The sequence below is a fragment of the Cupriavidus sp. MPR-AND1C genome, assembly GCF_058809705.1.
In genome coordinates this window covers 1-25,465 of the sequence record NZ_JBXASU010000002.1, presented here as the reverse complement: position 1 = coordinate 25,465, position 25,465 = coordinate 1, and the positions used below count along the sequence as shown (strand labels likewise).

16 protein-coding genes and 2 pseudogenes are annotated in these 25,465 nt (G+C 59.8%); 11 read left to right on the top strand and 7 right to left on the bottom strand.

The window, feature by feature from the left end; genetic code table 11:
* Positions 1 to 5 precede the first annotated feature (5 nt).
* Complete coding sequence (locus AC1RWI_RS01430) at positions 6 to 764, top strand: SDR family NAD(P)-dependent oxidoreductase (protein ID WP_043354046.1); 759 nt, start codon at positions 6 to 8, stop codon at positions 762 to 764.
* Between the two features lie 11 nt (positions 765 to 775).
* On the top strand, positions 776 to 1,975 hold the full coding sequence (locus tag AC1RWI_RS01425; RefSeq protein ID WP_492864093.1) for an acetyl-CoA C-acyltransferase: 1,200 nt from the start codon (positions 776 to 778) through the stop codon (positions 1,973 to 1,975).
* Between the two features lie 72 nt (positions 1,976 to 2,047).
* Here the strand turns inward: AC1RWI_RS01425 and AC1RWI_RS01420 are convergent, their stop codons facing one another.
* From AC1RWI_RS01420 to AC1RWI_RS01410, 3 genes are all read right to left on the bottom strand, one after another.
* On the bottom strand, positions 2,048 to 2,806 hold the full coding sequence (locus AC1RWI_RS01420) for a Crp/Fnr family transcriptional regulator (protein ID WP_492864091.1): 759 nt from the start codon (positions 2,804 to 2,806) through the stop codon (positions 2,048 to 2,050).
* A gap of 305 nt (positions 2,807 to 3,111) precedes the next feature.
* Entirely contained in the window at positions 3,112 to 3,750 is a 639-nt protein-coding gene (locus AC1RWI_RS01415) for a TetR/AcrR family transcriptional regulator (RefSeq protein ID WP_492864089.1), read from the bottom strand.
* Positions 3,751 to 4,141: 391 nt separating this feature from the next.
* On the bottom strand, positions 4,142 to 5,209 hold the full coding sequence (locus AC1RWI_RS01410; RefSeq protein ID WP_492864087.1) for an alkene reductase: 1,068 nt from the start codon (positions 5,207 to 5,209) through the stop codon (positions 4,142 to 4,144).
* A gap of 525 nt (positions 5,210 to 5,734) precedes the next feature.
* Here AC1RWI_RS01410 and AC1RWI_RS01405 point away from each other — a divergent pair.
* Entirely contained in the window at positions 5,735 to 6,151 is a 417-nt protein-coding gene (locus AC1RWI_RS01405) for a winged helix-turn-helix transcriptional regulator (protein WP_492864085.1), read from the top strand.
* 275 nt (positions 6,152 to 6,426) lie between these two features.
* Here the strand turns inward: AC1RWI_RS01405 and AC1RWI_RS01400 are convergent, their stop codons facing one another.
* From AC1RWI_RS01400 to AC1RWI_RS01385, 4 genes and pseudogenes are all read right to left on the bottom strand, one after another.
* Positions 6,427 to 8,142, bottom strand: a complete 1,716-nt coding sequence (locus AC1RWI_RS01400) for a tannase/feruloyl esterase family alpha/beta hydrolase (protein WP_492864083.1) — start codon at positions 8,140 to 8,142, stop codon at positions 6,427 to 6,429.
* 273 nt (positions 8,143 to 8,415) lie between these two features.
* Positions 8,416 to 8,550 (bottom strand): annotated as a pseudogene (locus AC1RWI_RS01395) (IS4 family transposase); the annotation flags it as partial.
* 28 nt (positions 8,551 to 8,578) lie between these two features.
* Positions 8,579 to 9,039: pseudogene (locus tag AC1RWI_RS01390) on the bottom strand (IS4/Tn5 family transposase DNA-binding protein); the annotation flags it as partial.
* Positions 9,040 to 9,387: 348 nt separating this feature from the next.
* Positions 9,388 to 12,231 (bottom strand): winged helix-turn-helix domain-containing protein, encoded by a 2,844-nt coding sequence (locus AC1RWI_RS01385; RefSeq protein ID WP_082055101.1) that lies wholly within the window; start codon positions 12,229 to 12,231, stop codon positions 9,388 to 9,390.
* A gap of 610 nt (positions 12,232 to 12,841) precedes the next feature.
* On the opposite strand from AC1RWI_RS01385, the gene AC1RWI_RS01380 reads away from it, so the two are divergent.
* The 8 genes from AC1RWI_RS01380 to AC1RWI_RS01345 all read left to right on the top strand — a co-directional run.
* Complete coding sequence (locus AC1RWI_RS01380; RefSeq protein WP_492864080.1) at positions 12,842 to 14,911, top strand: sigma-54-dependent Fis family transcriptional regulator; 2,070 nt, start codon at positions 12,842 to 12,844, stop codon at positions 14,909 to 14,911.
* 943 nt (positions 14,912 to 15,854) lie between these two features.
* Positions 15,855 to 17,792 carry a hydantoinase/oxoprolinase family protein gene (locus AC1RWI_RS01375; RefSeq protein WP_492864078.1) on the top strand — a complete coding sequence of 646 codons (1,938 nt, stop codon included), beginning with the start codon at positions 15,855 to 15,857 and terminating at the stop codon, positions 17,790 to 17,792.
* A gap of 16 nt (positions 17,793 to 17,808) precedes the next feature.
* Positions 17,809 to 18,195, top strand: coding sequence for an acetone carboxylase subunit gamma (locus tag AC1RWI_RS01370; RefSeq protein WP_017226736.1), 387 nt, complete (start codon positions 17,809 to 17,811; stop codon positions 18,193 to 18,195).
* Positions 18,196 to 18,306: 111 nt separating this feature from the next.
* Positions 18,307 to 20,442 (top strand): hydantoinase/oxoprolinase family protein, encoded by a 2,136-nt coding sequence (locus tag AC1RWI_RS01365; RefSeq protein WP_043354052.1) that lies wholly within the window; start codon positions 18,307 to 18,309, stop codon positions 20,440 to 20,442.
* Positions 20,443 to 20,538: 96 nt separating this feature from the next.
* Positions 20,539 to 22,764 (top strand): hydantoinase B/oxoprolinase family protein, encoded by a 2,226-nt coding sequence (locus AC1RWI_RS01360; protein WP_492864075.1) that lies wholly within the window; start codon positions 20,539 to 20,541, stop codon positions 22,762 to 22,764.
* Complete coding sequence (locus AC1RWI_RS01355) at positions 22,761 to 23,639, top strand: hypothetical protein (RefSeq protein ID WP_492864073.1); 879 nt, start codon at positions 22,761 to 22,763, stop codon at positions 23,637 to 23,639. The genes AC1RWI_RS01360 and AC1RWI_RS01355 overlap by 4 nt, the downstream gene beginning before the upstream one ends.
* Before the next feature lie 75 nt (positions 23,640 to 23,714).
* Positions 23,715 to 24,992, top strand: coding sequence for a CobW family GTP-binding protein (locus AC1RWI_RS01350; protein WP_492864071.1), 1,278 nt, complete (start codon positions 23,715 to 23,717; stop codon positions 24,990 to 24,992).
* A 249-nt stretch (positions 24,993 to 25,241) separates the two neighbouring features.
* Positions 25,242 to 25,465 (top strand): thiolase family protein (locus AC1RWI_RS01345; RefSeq protein ID WP_492864069.1); only part of this gene is annotated, 224 nt, incomplete at its 3' end.

Sequence of the window (25,465 nt, the reverse complement as noted above, 5' to 3'; positions counted from 1 at the left end):
CCGATATGCAAATTCAGGACAATGTTTTTATAGTGACGGGCGGCGGATCTGGGCTGGGCGCTGCCACGGTACATGCCCTTGCCGAAAATGGCGCCAAAGTCGTGATCGCGGACCGCGATGCGGATGCCGGCCAAGCTGTCGCCAAAACATCAGGCGGCGCCTTCGTGCGGACCGATGTCACGGACGAAGAAAGCGTGCAGGGCATGTACGCATTCGCAACGCGATTGGGCGTACTGCGCGGCGTGATCAACTGCGCTGGCGTGGCGCCCGCTGAGAAAGTCATTGGCAAGAGCGGGGTGCATGCCATGGCTTCTTTCAGCCGGACCATGCAGATCAACGTCGGTGGCACCTTCAACGTGCTGCGCCTTGGGGCGGAGATTATGGCCGGTCAGGAGGCGCTGGCGGATGGCGAGCGGGGCGTCATCGTCAACACGGCCTCCATTGCCGCATTCGATGGCCAGGTTGGGCAGACCGCCTACGCCGCCTCGAAGGGCGCCATCGTCGCCATGACGTTACCGCTGGCCCGCGAGCTGGCGCGCTTCGGCATCCGGGTCATGGCAATCGCGCCGGGAATCATGGAGACGCCGATGCTACTGGGTATGCCGGCAGAAGTGCAAAAGGCGCTTGGGGACGCCGTGCCCTTTCCACAGCGTATGGGACGGCCAACGGAGTTCGCGGACCTTGTGAAACACATCATCGGCAGTCCATATCTGAACGGCGAAGTCATTCGTCTCGATGGCGCAATCCGCATGGCGGCAAAATGAAGGAGATTGGCATGACGAACACAAACGATCCCGTGGTGATCATGTCCGCGGCCCGCACACCGATCGGTGGCTTCCAGGGCGCGTTGGCATCGTTGACAGCGCCGGAGCTGGGGGGCGCCGCCATCCAGGCCGCCGTGGAGCGGGCAAAGATCGATCCCGCGTCGGTCCAGGAACTGCTGATGGGATGTGTCCTTCCCGCCGGACTTGGGCAAGCCCCGGCGCGGCAGGCGTCCATCAACGCAGGCCTGCCGCTTGGCGTGCCATGCACGACGATCAGCAAGGTCTGCGGTTCGGGCATGAAGTCGGTGATGTTAGCCCATGACCTCCTTCTTGCTGGATCGAACGACCTCATGGTGGCAGGCGGCATGGAGTCGATGTCGAACGCGCCGTACTTGTTGCCGAAAGCGCGTGCGGGATACAGGCTTGGCCACGGCAAGCTCATTGACCACATGTTCTTCGATGGCCTCGAGGACCACTATGGCGACGATACGCGTGGCCGGTTGATGGGAACGTTTGCGGAAGATTGCGCCGACGCATATCGCTTCAGCCGGCATGCACAGGACGAGTGGGCGGTTCTCTCGACGCTGCGCGCGCAGGCGGCCATTCAGGCGGGGCACTTTTCCTGGGAGACCGTGCCGGTGACCGTCACGGGGCGCAAGAGCAGTGCGACGGTCCGGGAAGACGAGCAGCCGCTCAAGGCCGACCTGTGCCGCATTCCTACCCTGAAGCCCGCTTTCAGGCAGGATGGCACCGTGACGCCAGCAAACTCCAGTTCGATTTCGGACGGCGCCGCGGCGCTGGTGCTTACCCGCCAGTCCGTCGCCGAGCGCATGGGCGTACGCCCCCTCGCGCGGATCGTCGGTCATGCGAGCCATGCCCAGGAGCCCGCCAAGTTCGCGACGGCGCCGATTGATGCCATTCGCAAGCTCCTGGATCGCGCCGGATGGGCGACCGCCGATGTCGATCTGTGGGAAATCAATGAGGCCTTCGCAGTGGTCGCAATGGCGGCTGTTCATGATCTCAAGTTGGATCGGGACCAGGTGAACGTCCACGGCGGGGCGTGCGCATTGGGACATCCTATCGGCGCTTCGGGCGCGCGAATTCTCGTCACGCTGCTTGGTGCGCTTCGAAGAATCGGTGGCAAGCGAGGTATTGCAAGCCTCTGTATCGGGGGCGGTGAGGCTACCGCTGTGGCAGTCGAACTGGTCTGACGCCATCAATGGCAACGTGGCGCGCCGCCATTTGTCTTCCAGCGCGCGTCACGGGAGCCCCTGCGGCGGCCTTCAGTCACCGATGTGGGCAAACTGCCGCAGCCCTTCGAGATCGAGGATCTGTATGGAGCCATACTCCATGGCAAGCATGCCGGCGTCGGCCAGTTCGCGAAGCGCCCGATTGGTGTTCTGCCTTGACAGGCCGGACAGACGGCCGACTTCCTCCTGAGACAGGCTCAGTGTCCGGTCGGTGGACGGGTAGAGTTGCTGGTGAAACAGTTCGGCCAGGCAGAATGCGACGCGAGCTGCAGCTTCATGCAGGCGCAGGTTGTGGACCAGGCCAACGTAGTAGCCGCACCGGGCATTGAGCTGGTCGATGACATAGCGGCTGAAGGCGGGATTGCGGTCAAGGAGCCAAAGGAAAGTCGCACGGGGCACAAAGGCCACGCGGCTCTCCTTGATCGCAACTACCGAATATGGGCGCGGCTCGCGCTTCAGGACCGCCCCCTCACCAAACCATGATCCGGCCGGAACGCCGGCGAACGTGATAGCCCGCCCGCAGGCCGATGCGGTGTCGACCTTCGCCATGCCTTCGATCACGGCCAGCCAGTGATCGGCGGGGTCCCCACGATGGCAAGCCACTCCGCCGGCGGGATATTGGCGCTCGTAGGCGTCGGCCTGCACTCTGGCTTGTTCCTCGGCCGTCAAGCCAGCAAACCACGTAGCGCTTTCGACGAAGGATTCTAATGAGGCGGAGCGGGACGAGCGCGTGCGCAGGAGAAATTCGGGGGTAACGGATCGTTCCCGATGCGGGTTCGACAGCGTTTGCATGACAACTCCTTTCTTGCGTGGGTGGCACGATTGAGTGTGCATGCGTGTCTCCTTGCATTCAGCGCCGGTCAGGCTGCCGCAGTCTTAAGTGAAATTGTGATTTCACTTAAGACTACGGCGCGTCCCATCCTCTGTCAAGGATTAGCTAGGCAGGGAAAATCCTAACAAAAGGGGATCATCCGGAAGATTTGCGGCGCAAGAGCCACAAATCGTGTGCGTCGATAGTTTACCGTAAGTGAAACGGAGGTTCATTTTATGTGAAAGGCGTGTCGCACATGCCTGCATGAGCCGCGAACGACGCACTCCTAGGGCGGGAAACGCAAAGGGCGACCGGAAACACCGCGAAGGCAGAAAGTGATAATGGTTGCCGCCTGCGGGATCAACGGCGCGGTATCTGGCCGGGGTTCGGAGCTCAGCGGCGCGACGAGCCCTTCGAACAGGCAGCCGACGATGCAGTCAGCCGACGCCGCAACATCCTGGGCTGGAAACTCGCCCCCGGCAACGCCCTGCTCGATGATCGTCTTGAATACCCTGGACAGCGCACGGTGATAAGTCAGCCTTGCAGCCTCCACCTCTGGCTCTACCGGCTCAGCAACCAGCGCGTGCGCGAGCCGGCGACCTCGCAAGGCACGACTGGCGAAGGTCCAGGCGGCCGCACCGAGCCGCTCGCACGCAGTCCCGTCGCCCATGGCGATGCCTGCGACCACATCCACTTCCCGTTGCGCCGTGGTCTTGACGACTTCGACCATGAGCTCGGTCTTGGAGGGAAAGTAGCGGTAAAGCGTGCCAATGGCGATGCCCGCGGCATCAGCGATAGCCGTCATCTGTGCCTCGCGAAATCCCGACCGTGAAACCAGGTCCCGCGCAGCTTTGAGAATAAGCGGATGCTTGTCGGCGCCGCGGCGCCGGATGCGAACACGCTGGGGATTCAAAAGATCTTGCATGCCAGGCTACTCGTCGCTCTGCTCGCACCAGGAAAGTGCGAAGTCATCGATAACGCTGAGCCAATTATGCCACCGGATCAGGGCAAGGCGCCTTCGCCGGCTCGCGCCAGGGCCGTGATCAGAATCCTTGGGCCGAACCGGTTCGCTGGACTAGGCGGATGGCGCGGCACCGCGGCAGGCCAAGCAAGGTGGCCAACTCCGACAGCCCCTCGCAGAGGTGTTCCCAGCTCGGATTGTTGTCCTAGGCAACGAGTGCGATGCAGGCTTGTCCGTCGCCGGGGTGCGAAAGCGTAGAGCTGGACGGAACAAGATGAGAAAGATTAGGAAACCTCAGCTAACCGATTCCGCTTCGATCTATATAGTTCTCCTGAGTCTGGAGCCAGGATGTCGGCTACGCCAGCGGAGGATAGTCAATATAGCCTTCTTCGGAACCGCTGTAGTAGGTAGAGGTGTCCGAGGTGGCCAGAGGCGCATCCAAGCCGAAGCGTTGCGGCAGGTCAGGGTTGCTTATGAACAGGGTCCCAAATGTAATTGCATCGGCCAAGCCAGCTTGCAGCGCCTGTTCCGCGGACGTCTGATCATAGCCAACGTTTAATACGAGAAGCCCTGAGAAACGCTTTCGAGCCTCGGGCGCCAGCGGTTTCAGACCTTCCGGTAGGGTCGCAGATTCCATGAAATGCAGGATTCCAATCTTTTTCTTTTCCAGCGCTTCCACCGCGAACATGTAGGTCTGCTCGAGATTGGAGTCGCCCATGTCATTGTACGGAATACGGGGCGAAAGCCTGACCGAGACGCGGGCCGGTCCGAAGACCTTTATTGCAGCGTCGGTGGCCTCAAGCAGGAACCGAGCTCGCTTCTCAATGGTGCCGCCATAATCGTCTGTTCGTTTGTTTGGGCCGTCCTCTAGAAACTGGGCGGGCAGGTAACCATTGGCACCATGAACCTCGACACCATCAAAGCCCGCCTCTTTCGCGGCCTGTGCAGCTTTTTCGTAGTCTGCGATGGTGGCCTTGATTTCATCGATTGTCAGTTCGCGTGGTGTCACAGACGGTTTGACGCCTTCTGGCGTGAACGCCTGGCTATGGAAGGGGACTGCCGATGGTGCGACCGGGAGTTTTCCACCATGAAAATCAGGGTGGGATGCTCTTCCGGTATGCCAGAGCTGGGCGAAAATAAGACCACCGGCTTCATGAACAGCCTGGGTTACCTTCTTCCAACCCGCAATCTGCTCAGGAGCATAAATTCCGGGGGTATTCGCCCATCCGACCGCCTGGGGACTGATTTGAGTGCCTTCTGAGAAAATAAGACCCGCCGATGCGCGCTGCGCGTAATAGGTCGCAGTTAATTCGTTGGCAACCTGATCCTTGGATCGACCTCTTGTCATCGGTGCCATGAAGACTCGATTCTTGAAGGAGAGATCTTCGTTGCCCACGGCAGTTAAAAGCTTTGAGTTTTTCATTCTTTCCTGAGATGTTCAATCTATGGGTGTCCACTCGCGCTCAACGATTGCTCACCCACGGTTTAATCAAAGAAGTGCCTCCTGTCGGATGACTATTGACGGGTTGCAAACCGCCAGCAAGCGTGGCGAACGAGGGTGACGGCTCGGACCGTTTTTCCTCAAGGTGACAATGGGCATGGTATCAATAACAAACCTAGTGTCAATTAGGCACTCTTGATCGCCCTAGTAGGTCTGAGGATACCTACTGTCAGGGTACGGGGCTGAACCCATGTCGGCATAGGCGCTAGTGACGTCCTGTCCAGACCAACTGAACCAACACCAATTGTGGCGACTCCCTTCACTTTCTTCGCCCAACCTGCGCAGTTCGGACCCTCTGCCCCGCGGCGAGGGTGGGCGGCACTCGGTTGGTATCAGGATTGACATCGAAATGAACCCTATTGCGTCAGGAGGGCATGTAGTATATTTGGTAAATCAAATTTCAATTAGGCGCCACTAGTAGCCTAGGTATATCAGAGGAAACCTCCAGTGCTCGAATTAAAGCCGCAATGCTTCTCGTCGGATTGCCCTAGCCGGGCGCTTTTTGACCAGATCGCAGATAAGTGGTCGATGATGGTTCTGGCCGTCCTCGATGACGGGCCGCAGCGCTTCAACGCCATCAGGCGTCGACTTGAGGGGGTGACGCAGAAGGCGCTCACGCAGTGCCTCCGGCGGCTTGAACGTAATGGCCTGGTCTCGCGGCACGTCATCACGTTTTCGCCGGTGGCGGTGCAGTATGAGATCACTCCGCTTGGCCGAACCTTGCAACAACCGTTTCGAGCGCTGCACGAATGGACGCTTGCCAAGTTGCCCGAGGTCGAAGCAGCTCGGTTGCATTTTGACGAGTCGTCGCGGATCTCAGGATCTAGTCTGCACACCGATAGTCCGAACGGTATAGGCTTGTGACGCAAGGCTGACAGCGGTGGGCTAGGTGGGAGCGAAAAGGGGTGGGTCCGGCGCTTTGGAGCAAACGCTTCTCCTCGGCCCACCCGTAAAACCTGCGCAAAGTTCGCTCCGTTCTTAGGCCCTGCGCCCCTCCAATTAAAGATGCCTGGCACTACCCCTAACGCCATGTGACAAAGGTCTGGAGACCTCGAACAACCATTGGCGGCTAGCTGGACGGCATGAATGCCGGCGCCGCAATGTAGCACCGTGGAGGTATCGTCAACGTGCTTTCGTCGCTATTGTGCGCAGGTAAAGCTAGTCGCGGAATTCACGTCGCCGCTGACGTACTTTGGCCACGTTGGATATTCGCAAAGGGGACGCGTGCGGTTGGCTGTCGGCCCATTCGCATCCGTGACGACGAGTTGGTTGGGCGGATTACCGCTTGTCACCCAGTTGTCAAGGACAGTCAGGGCGTCATAGGCCCCCCCAAATTGTCCGCCAAAGCCATGCGCCGCCCCTGGCACCAGATAAAATTTCACAAATTCATTAACGGTCGCTTGCCCATATCGTGTCAAAAGACGATTGTAGTAATCAACTGACATCTGGGCAGGGATGAACTGGTCGGACTGCCCGTGCTGAAGAATCAGCTTTCCGCCCCGCGCCTTGAAGGTGGCCAGATCGGTGCTCGTGGCATCCATCATGTTGCTGACCGCCTGCGTCCGCGCCGTGAGGGTGCCGGGATTGGAAAAGTTAAACGACATGAAGTCTACAAGTTGGGTGCGGGAAATCGCAAAATTCACAAGCGCATATGGGAACGCATAGAAGAACGATCCTTGGCCCGAGGCAGGATCCGCCAAGGCCTCTGTTGGGGACAGACCCAGAGGCGCCACGAGGCCGTTCCAGAAGTCGGTCCCGGCGAGGATGTTGTAACCGGGGATCGTATGGATGCCGTTAGCGAAATCAAAAGTGGTCGTCAACGGCGTAGCGATAGTGTTGACGGTATTAAGTTGTGCGTCAGACAAGCAGGTATTGCCTGTATCAGCCCCCCCTGGGCACCGCAATGTCGACGGATCGAAGTTGCAGGTCGACGGGTTGCTAATGAGACCATCTGTTGCGCCGTCCAGCGCATCGCATTGAGCCATCACAGCCGCTTTAAGAACTGTCGCCTTCGCCGATGTAATAAATCCTCCAGGTGCAAGCGAGGCCTGCGAGACCCGTCCCATGGCAAAGGAGAGGCCCAGAAGCTCGGAGGCCGGGTAAGTTGAAATTACGCCATCATAGTCGGCTGGATATCGCTGGGCGGCCACCAGGCCTTGTCGGCCGCCTCCCGAACCACCAATGTAGTAGCTGTGAAGGAAGGATTTTCCATAGCGGCTTTGCGCCAGAAACGCAGCGACGTCGTGCGTCTTCTTGACGTGCTCACCGGCGTAGTTCGCCAGAGCTTCATCGTTCTGCAAGAACACGCCTTCAGAAAAGGTTCCCTGGTGCCCGCTGTCACTGCCGAGGGTCACGAAGCCCCGTGCCAACGGCGTCTTGGTTCCGGTGCGCTCCGTGAGAGTGAGCGCGGAGCTAGCGAAACTGGCAGTTGCCGGAATGGTACCGTCCAGGCCACCGCCACCGAAGTGAACGGACTTTTCATTCCAGTTGCTCGGAAGGTCCACTTCAAAGCGGATATCAGGCGCCTGAAAATCCACCGGATGAATCTTCCCCAACACTTTGCAATATTCGCCCGACTGGTTGCCGGTTTCAGTTGACGCTACCAAGGTCGCGCTGGATACAGATGCGCCAGTTGTGGGAAGACCTATCGCCGAAGCGGGAATCTCGAGATTTTGAAAACCCGCACACAACTCGGCAGGAGTCTTGCTTGGCGCGCTCGGGCTACTTGGTGATGTCGTGGTCGCCGCAGACGATGCCGTATTATCGTCTCCTCCACATGCAGCAAGTATTGCGGTCGATCCAATAGCGAGAACAAAGCCCTTGCGGACTGTGTGCATGAATGCATGGTACTTCATGTGTCTGGTCTCCTCTGATGTTTTGTAGCAATGGTCGGCCACTCGCCCATGACCATTGCGTCTCGTCAAGACGCTTCAGTTATTCTCTGTGTCCGTTGTACAAGCGTCAGGCCGGATGCTACTGCCCGGTGAGACGCCACATTGTCATGTGCAAGACAGTACAGTTGGCGATGCGACGGGATGGCGAGGAATGGAATCCGGGAGAGCGTGAACGGAATGGCGAACCACAACATCTTGGAATGACCCGATTACTGCGTGGTCACTGCGCGGAAATCATTTTGGCTTGCAGCCAAGCCAAATCGTATTCGCGCCTGGATCGTCATTGCCCTTGCGACCAAGGAATCCGCCAAGGCGAGCAATCGGGCGCAGCACTTCGTTCAGGCTTGGCTTGGCGGGCTGCCTGACACGGGTCAACAGGTACCTTTGGCCCACTGCACTTGCCAAATTTGTCCCGCTTCTCGCGTGCCCACATCCACGCGTGCAGCACGCCAAGCGGCTCGCGTTGCGGTGTGACGGCATAGGGCGGGTCAAATACATGCCGCGCTGCGCTTCATAGCTCAGCGGCCCCAGACCGATCGGCCCTTGGCCGTTGAAATCAAGTTCCGTCGTGTCCTGAAGACGCAGCACGACCGGCTGAGCCTGCATTCTCTGTTGGGTCTGCTGCCAATGCGGCGCCAGAATATCGCGCCAGTCAACGCTGTCGTTGCCAAAGAAGCGATAGGCTTCCATAGTCTCTCCCCAGCCGTGACATGCCTTCGGAACGCTGGCCATCGGATCGGCCGCCAATCGCTCCATGAATATCCTCGTTCGCTTGTCGAGGTGCGCATCACCGAGATCCAGTTGAGCAAATTCAGTCGCTGCCCAGTGCGTCGATTCAGTAGATAATGCGTCGCCCAAAATGCGAGAGTAAGCGCGAGGCTCGGGGAGTTTACAAGTGCCGTCTCAAGTCATTGAAAGTAAACAGCTTTCCTGCGTCCCCTCGGTCGCCTTGATAGGTCAGAGATGTGTATAACCGCATGGATTATGATCGGGTTCTTTGTTTTCTGCGTGGCGTCCGCCGTGTTTTTTGCTTACAAAGAATTTAGAGGTAATTATCCTGATCGTGGTTTGTCATTGACTGAAAACATTGGTCTCAGCCTTTTTAGTAAGACACTTCTACGTCGTCTCATGCGCAAGCAGCTTGCACAGGTCGTCATTCTCTTCAATAGCAGCCTTAGCGAAGGGGCTGCTCAATCTGGATCCGTGTTACGCCTTATCAAGCAGCCGTAGCCTTCTCGCCTCAGCAATCGCTTGACCGCGGCGCGCCACACACAGCTTATTGAATATCGATTTAAGGTACCACTTGACCGTATCAACGCTAATGCTCAGCGCTCGCGCGATCTCTTTGTTTGAGTGACCTTGATCAATAAGTTTGAGAATTTCGATTTCACGACCTTTCAGGCGATCATCGAAGGGTGGCTTTGGATCGTCTCCAGCATCTAGCTTAGGAATTGGCTGCTTCATTGGCAATTGTAGAGGCAGACCTCGAGCAGGGGCTCTACTAGCTGTGATCAACAGGTTTGCTGCCGCGCCGACATCGGAGTGCGCGCCGGAGGATCCTTGGTGACGGCGTGCTTTCTCACGCAGCCGCTCCAGAAGCCTGATGACGCGCTGTCCCTCGTCCAGGAAGATTCGAACGAAGCCGAGCGATACCCCTTCTGTTACCGCTCTTGTCAACACGTCTTCCGCTTCCGATTCCTTTCCAGAGAGACTGAGTGCAATAGCCATCAAGACGCTCACTACGATCTCGTGATACATGCGTCCAGTTGCTCTGGCGCGCTCTGATTGGAGGCGCAGGATAGCGATCGCCTGTTCCGGATGACCCTGCTCACAGAGTAGACGAGCTCTCGCAACTTGGAGGGTATCCCAAATTTGCCCCCCTATCCCTGCGGCTGGCACCTCACCGTGGTATTGCTGGAAGTGCGAGCCGTCTAGTATTTGCTCGGCTGTGTGAATGTCGCCAGCCAAGAGGCTGATCCGTGCCTGCTCGCAGGCAACGGCCACACCGAGGCGAGTGAGTCCCACATGCTTGGCTGTTTCCTGACCTTCCTTGAGGATAATGCTTGCGGCGCCGCGATCACCCTTCAGAACCATCAACCTGGCAGAGGAAATGAAAGTCGCCATATAGAAGTCAACAACTCCGCCTTCGAATCCAAGTACTCGGCTGTCTTGAAGGAGTTGTTCCGCTTCTTCAAGCTCATTCATCTCGTATTTCATCTGACCCAGGAGGGAACCTGATAGATGGGCGGCGTGTGATTCTTTTCCGGCGGTGTTTTGAGCCAGTACAAATGCGTCAAGAAAATGCTTCTTGCCTAGGTGGAGGTTTCCGGACAAGTAGGCTGCAATACCGGAGAAACAACGACCATATACCGCACTGAATAGCCCCTGCGCACGGTCCTGGAAATCGCGAGCCCAAGTCTGCAATGGCGGAACCTTGTCAAACTGGAACGTATGGATGTATCGGTAAGTCAAGATATTGGCTGCGACCCCAACGACCCAGGGTGGGTATTCGGAGCTGGATTCAAGGCATGGTTGGACCATTCGCTCCACGTCATCGATTTCGTCCGCATATATGGCAATGCAGGCGCGAATGACATCAGCCTCATGAGTCAGAAGTTTTTTTTCCGAGGGAGTAGCATTGGCCGCAATTCGCGCAACATGCGATAGTGCCTCCTCTGCCGCGTGAGGATGATGTGTGAGGCAGTTAGCCCACGCTATCGCCGTCTGGAGTAGAGGCCTGTCGACAAGCAGGTCTTTCGGCAGTTGGCTCACGAGGCCGAGCAGGGAACCCATATAACTGTTCTGCACCAGCGACATCGCATCTTTTTCAACCAGCTCGATCGCACGATGTTTCTCACCGGCGGCCAATGCATGACTCAGAGACTCCATGGTCTGCCCATGCAGAGAAAACCAGACTGAGGCGGCAAGATGAAGGGACGGGATGAGTGTGGGAAAGTCCCTCTCCAGTTTTCGCTGCAGGAACCCGGCGAACAAATGGTGATAGCGGAACCACTGCCTGTCCTCGTCCAAGGGCAGCAGAAAGAGATCCTGTCGTTCGAGCACATCCAGAATGTGCGCGCTGTCCTGCCGCCCGGTGACAGCGTTGCACAGGCCAGGAGATAGTCGCCCTAGCAACGAAGTCTTGAGCAGGAAGTCGATCATGTCATTGGGCAGGCTGGCCAGCACATTTTCGGCGAGATATTCACCGATATCGCGAGGTGTGCCGGAAGCCCAGTGTAGGAGGCTCTCTCGGTTCCCGGCACGTCGCAACGATATTGCCGCCAGTTGAAGTGCTGCGACCCATCCCTCCGTGCTGCGCCACAACGTGGCTAAATCCACTGGGCTAAGTTCGAGCGCCTTGGTATTGGACAGGAACATGCTCGATTCTTCGTAGTCGAATCGCAGATCCGTCGCGTTAATTTCGATGAGTTCGTTTTGTACTCTGAGCCTCGCTAGCGGCAAGCCAACCCGAGTCCGACTTGCGACGACCAGATGGAAGTTCGGTGGAACGCGTGAGAGGAAGAGTTCCAATGCCGCATGAATCTTTGGCTCGCTGACCAGGTGCCAATCATCCAGGAAGAGCACGAATTCCTGATCATAAAGCTCGAATTCATTAATGAGACTACCCATGACGAATTCCGTGGCATTGCCAGGATTCGATTCAATCACTTGTGCCAGACCGGAGCCGATATCCGGCTCAACGGTGCGGATGGCTTCGACGACATAGGCAAGAAGGCGCTCAAGGTCGTTGTCCGACGCATCTACAGAGAGCCAGGCAACCACTGCGCCTTCTTGTGAAAGCCGTGCGTACCATTGTGCTGCCAGCGTTGTCTTGCCAAAGCCGGCGGGGCCGTGGATCAGTACCAGCTTATGGGCTAGTGTTTGCCCGAGAATCCCCACAAGACGCGCGCGTTCAATCAGCTTCGCCTTGTTGAAGGGCGGTTTTAGCTTTGTTGTAACCAGTGGGCTTTGGCGGATTCCGACTCTCTCTTCCTGACTGGGATTGCCCACACCCGTCGTGGGCGGAAACTTGGGTACACGTTCAGTCATGAGGTCTGTCTTCTGTCTTGCATGCGAGGGAAATTGACCGACGACTGACGCGTCATTGTTGACGTTGCGGGAAGAATGTGAACTCTAACGTGCACATCGCCGACGGACTGGCGGGCCTTGACGGGGGTGCTGACGCTGTCATTCAACTTGTCTCCGATGTAGCAATTTTTGAGGGACCATGCTGCGATGCGGCATTTCCGGCCCTGGTACCCTTACTATAAATCACCCCCAGAGTCCGTAAAACCCCAAGCGGACGCGCACATAGCCAACGCTGCTTGACCACGTTATGCCGCCGTCAGGGTTCCCCCGGAAGTTTCTCCATTGCACTCGCACTCTTGCTGTTGGCAGGCTGGTAGCGCGCAGGTTTCGAATGCAGACCATCGCGGATAGGCGAGTGGACCGGGTGAATTCCTCGCCGACTCGTCGCTGTTGCCCAAGCCTCAGGAGGTGGGTGTGCTGTCAGCGGCGCCAGTACTACCCAATGTATCCAGCCATACCACTCTTTTAGGTGGTGATCCAATTCGCCACCGGCTCTAACCTACGGTTGTCCGGCTGAATGATCAGACTCTGGTCGATGAGAAGTGAACGACACACGCAGGAGACAACCAGAATGCCCGCCAGAGCTTTAGAGCAGATGTTCTCGCGACCGGAGAATGACGGCCGCGTCATGTCCGCTTGGGAACGATTCCAGTGCGGTCGCGAAGCCGACTCGAGCACCCTCCGGCGGCTGATCGACGATTCATGGCGCCGCTGCCAGCAAGCCAGCGTCAACCCGGACCGCGCCAACGCACCGCTACCGATGTCCGAGGACAAGCTGCATCTACTGCGGGATCAATGCGCCGAATTGCTCGGCGCCAGCACGCCGGTGATGGCACTGGCGCGAGATTTCCTGACTGAGACGGGTACGGTGATGGTCCTGACCGATGCCCGCGGCACGGTTCTGAATCTGGAGGGCGATACCTCAACACTGGGCGCTGCGGAGAACGTCCATCTGATCTCGGGGGCCGACTGGAGCGAGCCGGCCTGCGGCACCAACGCGATCGGCACAACGCTGGAGATCGGGCAGCCCGTGCAGATACACTCGGCAGAACACTATTGCGAGGGCATCAAGCGCTGGTCGTGTTCCGCCACGGTGATCCGCGATCCGCTCGACAACAGCACGCTGGGGGTGCTCGATGTGTCGGGTCTCACCACGTCCTACAGCCGCCACGCGCTGGCGCTGGTGGTATCTACGGCGGCGCGCATCGAGGGAAGGCTGGCGCAGACCGAATTGGACATCCGCTGCAGCCTGCTTGAGGCTTGCATCGAGCGCGTTACGGACAATATGAGCGATGGCGTCATTCTGTTTGATCGCAGAGGCAGGGCAATCAAGGCCAACGGCCTCGCCACGCAGATGCTGGCCGAGCTAGGGCGCGCAGATGGTCGCCCCGCAGGACCGCGGCTGACCGAGATCACGATCGGTGGCAACGGTGTGCCGATCACGCTGCCGGCGTGGGCGAGTCGTGACTGGCTGGAGCCGGTGATGGTTAGCGGGAGACAGGTCGGGGCGCTGCTGACATTGCCCTTCCACCAGCGCGCGCGCGGCACCGCCCGGTCGGTTCCTGAGCCCGTGGCTGCGTCTTCCGACCGCTCGTTTGAGCGCGTTATCGGCCACTCCGCGGCGATTCAGCAGACCATCTCCCGAGCAAGGCATCTGGGAAAGTCACGCGTGCCGGTGCTGCTGCTCGGCGAAACCGGAGTCGGCAAAGAGGTGTTCGCGCGCGGCATTCACGAAGCAAATGCGGACAAGAGCGCGCCATTCGTGGCACTGAACTGTGGCGGCCTCTCACGCGAGCTGCTTAGCAGTGAGCTGTTCGGTCATGCCGAGGGTTCGTTCACTGGCGCAAAGCGTGGCGGGATGATTGGCAAGATCGAAGCAGCTGACGGAGGCACGCTGTTTCTCGATGAGATCGGCGAGATGCCGATCGACCTGCAGCCGCATTTTCTACGCGTGCTGGAGGAGAGCGAGGTTTATCGCCTCGGCGAGAACAAGGCTCGCAAGGTCAGCTTCCGCCTGATCGCCGCCACGCACCGTGATCTGCGCAGGCAGATCAGCGATGGCAACTTCCGGATGGACCTGTTCTATCGTATTGCGGTCACCAGCATCAACATCCCGCCACTGCGTGAACGCGCCGATGATATTCCCTTGCTGGTCGATCACTATCTGAAACTACTGTCGCGGCAACACGGACTCGAGTCTGTGCAGGTGACGCCCGGCGTGCTCGAGCGGCTTCAGGATTATGCCTGGCCCGGAAATGTGCGCGAGTTCAGGAATGTGATCGAGAACATGCTGTTGACGGCAGGCAATACCCTGATCACCGAGGCAGATCTGCCGGTGGAGCTTTTTCAGCCCCAGGCAGGCGATCGCGAGCGAATGGCTGTCGATAACGGCCGTCGGCCGCGTGTTCTGACGCGTCTAGAGGCAGCCGAGCGGAGGGCGCTGTACGAGGCCATTCGGCAATGCCAGGGCAACATGACTGCCGTGGCGCGTCACCTGGGGATCGCCAGGAGCACCCTATACCTCAAGCTCGAGCGCTTCGGTCTTGACGGCGTAGTGGATGAGTTGCGCAGCAGCGCGTCCGGTGGGCAAGTCATTCCGGATAAGCCGCCAGGTTGCTTTGCGGCCAGCTTCGCCTCGTAGGCTTGGGGCGATCGAGCGCATGGGCGTGCATGCAAACGCGTCGGATTATAGATGCCCGGCAATGTACCAGGTGATATCACGCCGGGCGTCGGTTTGATTCGCATACTGCCCCTGCCTCTCCATCGTCAGATCCAGCAAGTAGCGCCCAATAAGGGAAGGTCCGGCACCCCTTGCAGTTCACACTGCAAACGATCGCGCGGCGCGCGTGCATCGCCCGGTGCTCAGTGCAGGCATATGGACTGCCACCGCCTGGTACATCCAGCGCCGGGCGGAGCAGATCTACGCGACATACGATACTCGCGCCCAGTATTGCTCGAACCAATCGCACTGCCGGTCAATTGCATTCCCCGTGAATGGTTGATCATGTTTACCATGGGTCGCCATCGAAAACTAGCGCGTTCCGGCAGAACGCAGCGCACGATTCCGCCTTTATCCATCGGTCTATTTCCTTAACCGATAGGGCTAGAGTCTTGAAAATCCATACGGCTTCTCGCTTTCGGCTGGCACCGGATTGTCGGCGGTGTCTTGTCATCTGTTTGCCTCATCGATTGACGTTGCGCTCCCGTCGGCCTGTCCTGGGGAATCCGGCCACTACCCTGCTCTGGACAAGATCGCAATGAATTTTCGGAATAACGTTGCATCCTGTTCATTACCTCGCCAGGGTATTTGCCGGGTTTTTCGGCAGCTGCACTTCCGGTTTCCCAATGTTGCGTCGCAGAATGTCCAGCGAGGCTCATGATGTCTGTCCGGGAATCGGACAGTAGATCTGAGGCGGTCTTTTCTGAAGGGAGTAAAAATACAGTGAAATCAAGTAGATAGATTTTTTTGTCGGCCTCTCCAGATCTGGCACGGGTTTCGCGTTATAGGGACTGCGGAACTCAACCGACGCTACCCGGACATCGGGGGCAATGACTGCGAGATCAACGCTAGGAGACGGCACGACATGACGTTGCAAATCAACATCGATAACGGCGGGACGCTCACCGATATCTGCATATTGGATGACTCGACGGTCAGGAAGACCAAAGTCCTGACCACGCCATACGACCTGAGCAAGTGTTTTTTCGAGGGGCTGGAAAAGGCATCGGGCATTGTCTACGGAAAGCCGGACGTAAAGCGTCTGCTGGAAGAGGTAGACCTGATCCGTTATTCGACGACGCAGGGCACCAACGCCATCTGCGAACGCAAAGGGCCGCGGCTGGGGCTAATTGTCGACGCGAAAGCGCGCGATCTGCCGGTGCGCTTGGCCGAGCATGACCCGGATGTATTCGAGGCGCTGGTAGGCGACCGCGTGGCTTTTCTCGATTCCGCGGTCGTGATGGGCGACCAGGCCGAGATCGACGTGGTCAAGGCAATTAACCACCTCACCGCGAACGGCGCGAACCGCCTGGTGGCGAGTTTCGGCGGCAGCAATTTCCTGGCGGTGGAAGACCGCTTCAAGAAGATCGCGTTGCGCAAGTATCCCCGGCACCTGCTGGGTGCCGTACCGATTCTGTACGGCAGCGATCTGACCTCCGACCGTGACGTGGTGCGCCGCACCTGGACGGCGCTGATCAACTCGTTTCTCCATCCGGCGATGGAGGCGTTCCTGTTCAACGCGGAAAACCGCCTGCGCGCCTATCGGACGAAGAATCCGCTGCTGATCTTCCGCAATGACGGCGACGCCTCGCGCGTCGCCAAAACGGTAGCAATCAAGACCTACAGTTCCGGCCCGCGCGGTGGCATGGAAGGCGTTAAGGCTTTCTCGAAGCGCTACGGCTTCAATGACACCGTTTCAATCGACGTCGGCGGGACGACCACCGACATCGGCCAGTACCTGAATGGCGCAGTTGCAGAGGTGCGCCGCGGCCACGTGGAGGGGATCAGTGTTTCGTTCCCACTGTGCGAAATCCTGAGTGCAGGGGCAGGTGGCAGCTCGATTTTCAAGGTTGTCAACGGCCGCATCACCATCGGCCCCGAGAGCGTCGGCGCGGTGCCCGGCCCAGCCTGCTTCGGTCGTGGCGGCAAAGAGGCGACGATCACCGATGCCGGTTTGCTGTGCGGGTTGCTGGACCCGAAGTCATACTTCGGCGGCGATATGGCGCTCGATCTGGATCGGGCCGCGACTGCCATTTACATCAACATCGCCGAGCCGCTGCAGGTGAGTCCGGACGAGGCGATCCTGCAGATGGAGCACGCCTACGAAGAGAAGATCGCCGTCGAATTGCATCGGTTCACAACGATCTCGAAGGACACCGTGATGCTCGCCTTCGGTGGTGCTGGCCCGCTAAACGCCTGCGGTGTGGCGGAGAAGGCCGGTATTGATCAGGTGGCGATTCCGCAGATGGCAGCGGTGTTCAGCGCCTACGGCATCGGCGCCTGCGATATCTCGCAGCGCTACACGGTGACGCTGGGGGACCACAGCACGGATTGCTTGAAGGAGGTGCTCAACGCACTGGAGGTTAAGGCATCGCGTGACATGTTTGCCGAAGGCTGCGCTGCGGGATCCTACACGGTCGAGGCGAAGCTGGTGGCCGATTTGGGAGATGGGGAGGAGGCGGTGCAGTCGCTCGATGCGTCGCCGGTCTTTCCGACCGCATTCGCCAGAGCCCGCTCGGTTGAGCTGGAATTCAAGGCGGTCAAGGCGTTGCGTTCCAACGCGTCCAGGACTGCCTCCTTCGCTAAGGCTAATCCTGCCCCGTCCGACGGGGTGCGCAACGTCCTCACGCGAGATAGGGGCCGCATTGACGTACCGGTCTACAAGTTGGCGCAATTGAAAGCCGGGGACTGGGCGACCGGGCCAGCGATTCTCGAAGAAGATTATTTCACCTGTCGGGTGCTCGATGGCTGGGCATTCGCCATCAGCGATGCCGGCGATATTCTGCTTAACAGGAAAGGCTGAAGCCATGAAAGTGCTAATGACGGAGTATCTCCAGATCGATCTGGAGACCGAGAAATGGGAATGCCGCGTCTGTGGGCATGTGATCGGACCAGCCAGCGAAAGCTACAAGGAAGGGCTCCTGGTGCATAACCGGGATCCGCGCGAGATCCACCCACCGATCATCGATCCCGAGAAGTACCGCTTCACTTTCAGCCCCGATCCGGAGTGGGTACGGATTCTCGAATATTGCTGCCCGGGCTGCGGCACGCAGGCCGAAGTCGAATATGCGATTCCTGGCCACCCGCCGCTGCACGACATGCAGCCGGACCTGCCCGCCCTGAAAGCACAGTGGGCGCGGCGCGGGGAAATGGGCGAGGCGGTGGTCGGTCCGGCCGTCGTGCCCGACCAGGGACACAACCACTGAACCCCTGCTGAACTGACTACCTGAACCGGCTTGGCGAGCCGATGCGGAGGAGGGTGTACGCACCCGCCGCCGGGTCGGCGCACGCCGGTACCCATGAATTGAGGAGATAGCATGAGGCGAGTTTCTGTCGACATCGGTGGGACGTTCACCGATTGTTTCGTAGTCTGGGATGGCGAGTACATTGAAGCCAAGGCCCTGACCACCCATCACAATCTGGCGTTGGGATTCAATGAGGCGCTGGGCAAGGCCTGCAACGTGCTGGATCTGCAATTGGAGCAGATTCTGTCGCAGGTCGATTCGGTACGCTACGCCACCACGCTGGGCACGAATGCGCTGATCGAGCACAAGGGCCCGAAGATCGGAATGCTGGTGACGGCCGGCTTTGAAGCCACGGTGCCCCTTAGCCGGGCACGCGGCTATGGCGAAGGTTTGGACAACCTCGGCCAACAGGACATGCCCAACGCGCAGCGTCCGGACCCGCTGGTGCTGCCGCACATGATCTGCGGTGTGCGCGAACGGGTAGATTTTCAGGGCAAGCTGGTGATGCCGCTGGACGAAGACGATGTACGCACGCAGATCCGTTTGCTGGTGGACAGGGGTGCCGAGATCATCGTTGTCGCCCTGGTCAATGCGGTGGTGAGCCCGACACACGAGCAGCGCATCGAGGAAATCTTGCTGGAAGAATACCCATCGCACCTGCTAGGCGCGATCCCTGTCATCTTGTCGCATCAGGTGGCGGGACGCAAGGGTGAGTACGTGCGCGCTACCTCGGCGATTGTCGATGGCTACCTGCACTCGACGATGTACCACGCGTTGTCGGCGTTGGAGCAGAACCTGCGCGCGCACCGCTACGAGAAGCCGATGCTGGTGATCCATAATTCCGGCGGTATGGCGCAATTGAACTCGACCGATGCGCTGCAGACCATCCACTCCGGCCCTGTCTCTGGCATAGGCGCGTCCGAGCACCTTGCAATGCAGGCCGGTCTGGGCAACGTGGTGGCCACCGACATGGGCGGCACGAGCTACGACATCGGCATCGTCGTTGACGGCGGCATCAAGCACTACGACTTCAACCCGGTGATCGACCGTTGGCTGGTGTCGGTGCCCATGGTGCACCTGGTGACGCTGGGCGCCGGCGGCGGCTCGATTGCCAGCTATGACCGCATGTACAACACTGTGAAGTGCGGTCCGGAATCGGCTGGCTCCGACCCCGGTCCTGCTTGCTACGATCGCGGCGGCATGCGCCCGACGGTGACGGACGCAGACCTTGTGCTGGGCTATCTGGACCCGAAGAACTACGCAGGCGGATCGATTCCGCTAAACCCGCGCCGCGCGAAGGCGGCAATCGAAGACACGCTCTGTGACGACCTCGACTGCTCGGTCATCGAAGCGGCGCTGTTAGTCCGCGAGAAGGTGGACGACAACATGGCAAACGGGTTGTTCACCGAGTTGCGCGCGCGTGGCTACAACCCGAAAGACTTCACGATGCTGGCCTACGGCGGCAATGGCCCCCTGCACTGCTGTGGCATCGCACAGAATCTGGCCATCGACAAGATCCTGGCGCCGCCGCTTAGCTCGGTGTTCTCGGCGGTGGGCGCCGGCAACATGCATCAACTGCATATCCACGAGCAGTCGCTGTACATGGTTTTGTACGACTCTAACACCCGTCACCTGTTCGATGACTACGACCGCTTCAACAGCATCGTCACCGAGTTAAAGGAATTGGGCACGCAGGACCTGCTACGCCAAGGCGCTTCGCGCGAGGACATTTGCCACAACCTGGAACTGGACATGCGATATGGCAATCAGCTGGTGCAGACCACGGCGGTGATTCCCAATCATGAGGTGCATGGCCCTGGCGACGTGCTGGCGCTGATTTCGCAGTTCTCAAATGATTACGGCAAGCGCTTCGGCGAGGGTTCGCAAGCACCCGAGGCGGGCATTCGCATCAACACCATTCGCGTGGCGGCCTTCGTGCGGCATGAAACGGTGCAATTCGAGGACATCAAACCGCTACCTCCCGAGCAGCGTAAGGCGCCGCCGCCTCCGGGTAGCTCGCGAAAGTGCTACTTCGTGGGCCATCAGGGTTCGCTAGACACCCCGGTGTGGAACCGCGCCGACATCAAGCCGGGTGTGCAGATCTCGGGGCCGGCCGTTGTCGCTTCCGAGGTGACTACCTTCTTGGTCAACCCGGGATGGAACTTCGTCGCAGCGCGCCAGGGCGCCTCCTGGTTTCTGCGTGCCTGAGCGCGGCCGCAACCTCATCCAACACTCACAATTGCAGGACTGAACATGAGCGAACTTAATGTGCCGGTCAAGGCAAAGATGCCCAGCGCCGAGGAAGTGGCGCTGATCAAGAAATTTCTCAACGACACAACGCTGTTCCTCGGACCCGACCCCGAGATTATGCAGAACCACGACCTGATGCCGCGCACGGCGGACGAGGACGTAGCCATCCACCAGGTCAGCGACGCTCACACCGTCGCAAAGATCCGCGACCGCATCCAGGCTGGCTGCGACGAGGGCTACGAGATGGTCGAGCAGATGGGCGCAGCACCCGGCGCCAAGTGGGGCGACGTGATCACCGGTGTGTATTCCGCCTCGGGCGATCTGGCGATTGCCAGTGCGGGCGGGGTGCTGATCTTTTCGGCGCTGGTGCACCATCCGATCAAGTTCATCGTCAAGAACTGGATGAACGACCCGACTGTGGGCGTGCGCGAGGGCGACGGATTCATCCACAACGACTCACGCTACGGTAACGTCCACAATACCGACCAGAGCATGATCCTGCCCATCTTCCACGAAGGGAAGCTGGTATGCTGGGTCGCGTCCACGGTGCATGAGGGTGAGAACGGCGCCATTGAGCCCGGCGGCATGCCCTCGATGGCCGAGAGCCCTTGCGACGAGGGGCTCAAGATGTCGCCCTTCAAAGTGGTTGAAAACTATCAGATCAAGCGCGACATCCTGACCTTCCTGCAGAACTCTGTGCGCGAGCCCAAGCTGCAGTACGAGGATATGAAAGTCAAGCTCTTTGCCTGCCTGCGCATTAAGCAGCGCCTCGAGGAGACACTGAATACCGACGGCCCGCAGGCTCTGGTTTCAACGCTGCGCCTGACAATGGAGAATGTCCGTGCCGAGGTCAAGCGCCGCATTAGCGAGTGGCCTGACATGACGGTGCGCACCTATATCATCCAGGACTCGACGCTGCGTGAGAACTGCGTGGTGAGAATCAATTGCCAGCTCACCAAAACTGGCGATAGGCTGATCTTCGACTTCCGAGGATCCAGCCCGGAATTCACCAATCGCGCCACCAACACGATCGTCGCCGGGCTCAAAGGCATGCTGGCACAGGTCTTCCTGTGCTATGTCTGGCCGGATCTGCCGCGCGGCCAGGCGGCGTTCGCGCCAATCGAGGTCATCACCGATCCGCATTCGATCGTCAACTGCTCGTATGCAGCGCCGAACTCGCAGAGCCTGATGTCGATCTTTACCGGCTTCACCGCCGGTCAGCATGCGGTGGCCAAATTCCTCTACAGCTGCCCGGAGAAGTACACCAAGGTTCATGCGCCAACCTTTAACATGATCAACACCTTCATCTGGGGTGGGGTCAGCCAGCACGGCGAGACGCTGGGCAATCTGTGCGCGGACCTGAATGGCATGGGCGCGGGTGCGACGGTCGATCGCGACGGCGAGCATGCGTTGGCGCCGATCTTCGCGACCATGGCAGACATCGGCGAGCAGGAACTGAATGAAGAGGAAGTGCCGTTTCTTCAACTCGTCTCGAAGAAGATGACGCGGGACGCCATCGCCCCCGGCAAGTACCGCGGTGGTCAGGGCTACACCATGATGGTGGCCACCAAGGACAGCGACCAGTGGGGCTTCATGACCGTTTGCCAGGGCGCCAAGATCCCGCCCATCCAGGGCCTGTTTGGTGGCTACGCCTGCGGCGCATATCCACTGTGCAAGGTGCAGGACGTCGATGTGTACGACGTACTGATGAACGAGCCGGAGAAGTTCAAGCACTCGATTGAGGAGATCATGAACGAGCAGCCGTTCGAGGGCGCAAGCTATACCACCCACCACATGGGCATGGGATTCGAGATCTCCAAACGAGGGGAGCTTTTCATGATCTCGCAAGGAGCAGGCGCCGGCTACGGCGACTTGCTGGAGCGTGACCCGGCTGGTGTCATCAAGGACATTGAGGATGGCCTGATCTCCCCGGGCGTAGCCGAGCGGCTCTACAAGGTGAAGTTCGACCCTGTGACACTGGCGATCAATCACCAGGCAACTCAGGCCGCGCGCGATGCTGAGCGCAAGGCGCGCATCGCTCGCAGCGTGCCGTTCAAGGAGTTCGTCAAGACGTGGAACCAGCCCAAGCCGCCGTCGCACATGCAGTATTTTGGCTGTTGGGGCGATGACGTGGACACGCTCTACGTTGGCAGCCCAGATAACACTCGTAGCGCAAGGGAACCCAAGCCTAACTACATGCGCAATCCCAAGGACGTGCGCATCGAGGAGTTGGAAGCCAGACTGGCCGTCGCCGGCGTGCTGAAGGACGCGAAGCAATGAGCACGCCATTCGCCGAGTTGTTGCCGCGCTCGGCGGGCAGTAGCGCGATCCGTGTGTGGCTGAAATCCTCGGCCTACACGAAGCGCCTGCTGCTCGGCGCGGACGATGCGGACCCGTGGGGAAGTGCCGCGGGCTTCCTGGCCTACTTCTCACAAGCACATGGCCTGCTGAAGCCGGACGTGGCGGTTATCGAGGTCGGTGATCTCTTCGAAGCCTGGAGCAGACGCGAGGGCGGGCTAGAGGCCCGACTTGGAAGCCGTCGCCGGCCGGCGACGGCGCTGCGCAAGCTGCTGGAGCCTGCGGCACCCAAGGCAGTGCTGGCTGAGGTGGTAGAGGCGGTGCTGGCGCACTTGCGTGGTCAGACGCCGCTCGTGTTGGCGATGCCATCGCCGCGCGCGTGGCTGATGCACGCCAACCGGCTGGCCGGCGGCGCTGACGAAGACCTCGCCCCCGATGCCATCGAGGATGCAGCGATGTACGTGGCCGACCTGATCCGCTCGGTCTCGACCTTCCCGATCTCGGGCCTGTTGCTGGAGGAACAGACGGATGACAGAGACCTCGGGACGGCCTTTGTCGAGCCTTACAGGTCGGTGATCAACGTTGCGCGTCACTATCGCTGGTCGGTGGCGCTGCGGCTGCCCGCTTTTACCCAGGTGCCAGCCGAGGCAATGGCCGGGCTCGACGCGGTGATCGCCGAGGCTGGGAGCTATGACGGCTCACTTCCGTTCGGAAGCGACATTAGTGCGGCGTTCGCGGCCGGTCAGACCATTGCACCGCCCCCGACCGGACAGTTCCAATTCGTTGAGATCGCGCCGGGGCTCCGACCCGAGGCGGTGCTTGAGATGTTGGTGCGTCTGCGGGCACTTTCGGCGTGATGCTGTGCATGCTAAGACGTTACGCCAGCCAGGGATCGTACCTGCAATGACATCCGCTTATCAGGAGGCTTTTCGATGAATCTCATTTCCGCCACGCCGCCCGTAGCGGGCAAGGTCCCCGTCGATCGCATTCCGGTCAGCTTGCTTACCGGCTTCCTGGGCGCGGGCAAGACCACTTTGCTGAACCATTGGGTCCACCAGCCAGGCATGGCTGGCGTGGCCGTACTGGTCAACGAGTTCGGTGAGGTCGGCATCGATCATCACCTTGTCGACGCTGTCAGCGATCGGATGCTGCTGCTCGATTCGGGCTGCCTATGTTGCAATATGCAGGGCGATCTGGTTGCCGCGCTGAAGAGCCTGTTCACGCGTGTCGCGCGCCGCGAGATTGCGCCGATCACGCGTGTAGTGATCGAGACCACCGGTCTCGCGGACCCGGTGCCCGTGCTCTACACACTGATGGAAGAACCCTTTGTCTGTGCGCGATATGTGTGCGCTGAGGTCGTCACGGCGATCTCGGCGACCCATGGGCTGGAGCAGTTGCACGAATACGCCGAGAGTCGGCGACAGATCATGGCAGCCGACCGGGTGCTGATCACCAAATGCGACCGGGCGTCTACGGCGGAACTGGGCCGGCTTGAGGAGGAGTTGCAGTCGCTAAACCCACAGGCGAGCCGTGTTCAGGTGCGTCACGGTGTTGCCGATCTTGGCGTGTTACTGTCATCCACTGGTGTCTACGGTCGCACCGACCTGGCACCTGGTTTGCAGGCGTGGCTGGGCACCGAGATTGCGCACCAGAACGAGGCCGCAGGGGGTATCAGTGGCGCTGAGGTGGCCGGATCGGGACGCTATCTGCCCCAAGCACACAAGCGCGGACGCCATAGCGCCCATGTTCACAGCTTCGTCATCACTTTCGACCGGCCAGTGCCGTGGTTCGGCTTCGCGGTCGCGATGGGGCAGATCCTGCGCCGGCATGGTGCTGCGCTGCTGCGTGCCAAAGGCTTGATGTGCGTGGCAGGCGATGCGCACCCTCGGGTCGTACAGTGCGTGCAGGACGTGGCGTATCCGCCGGTGCGCTTGCGGGCCTGGCCGCACGGAAGGCCGTTCGAGGATGGTCGCGGGCGGCTGGTCTTCATTGTCCGGAATCTCGCTGCGGCGCAGATTGAGGCGATCCGTGCCACGCTCGCCGACCTGCCCAGTGACATCGCCGCGCTACGCGCAAGTGTCGCCGACTGGGAACTGCCGACACGCTGCTGGCTCTCGCAGCGCGTGCCGATGATTGCATCTTCGACAGTGCAGCACGACGCATGGCTGATCCAGCCACGCCATTTCCGCACCCTGACCAACGACCGCTAAAGGGAGCAGCATGGGTGTATCTATCGAGGACAGTGGACCGTGTCCGGTCCGCAGTCCGGGCGAGGAGGCGATGGAGTCGTCGATCATCCAGGTCAAAAGGCAGGCTGAGCGCTGGCGTGCATTTGCCGCCGAGGCCGATGCGGTCTGCCTCTGGCAGAGCCACTCTTGCCGCTCCTCGCTCGAAACAACACCGCGCACCGGTACGTGAAACCGGACCGCGCCTGGCAACTGAAACTGTGGAGATGAGAGATGACACGTGAAGTGGTGGTGGTAAGCGGCGTCCGGACCGCGATCGGTACCTTTGGCGGCAGCCTGAAGGATCTTTCCCCGACCCGGATGGGCGCCATGGTGGTGCGCGAAGCGCTGGCCCGCGCGCAGGTCAGCGGCGACGACGTCGGCCATGTGGTGTTCGGCAACGTCATCCAGACCGAGCCCCGGGACATGTACCTTGGCCGGGTGGCGGCAGTGGAGGG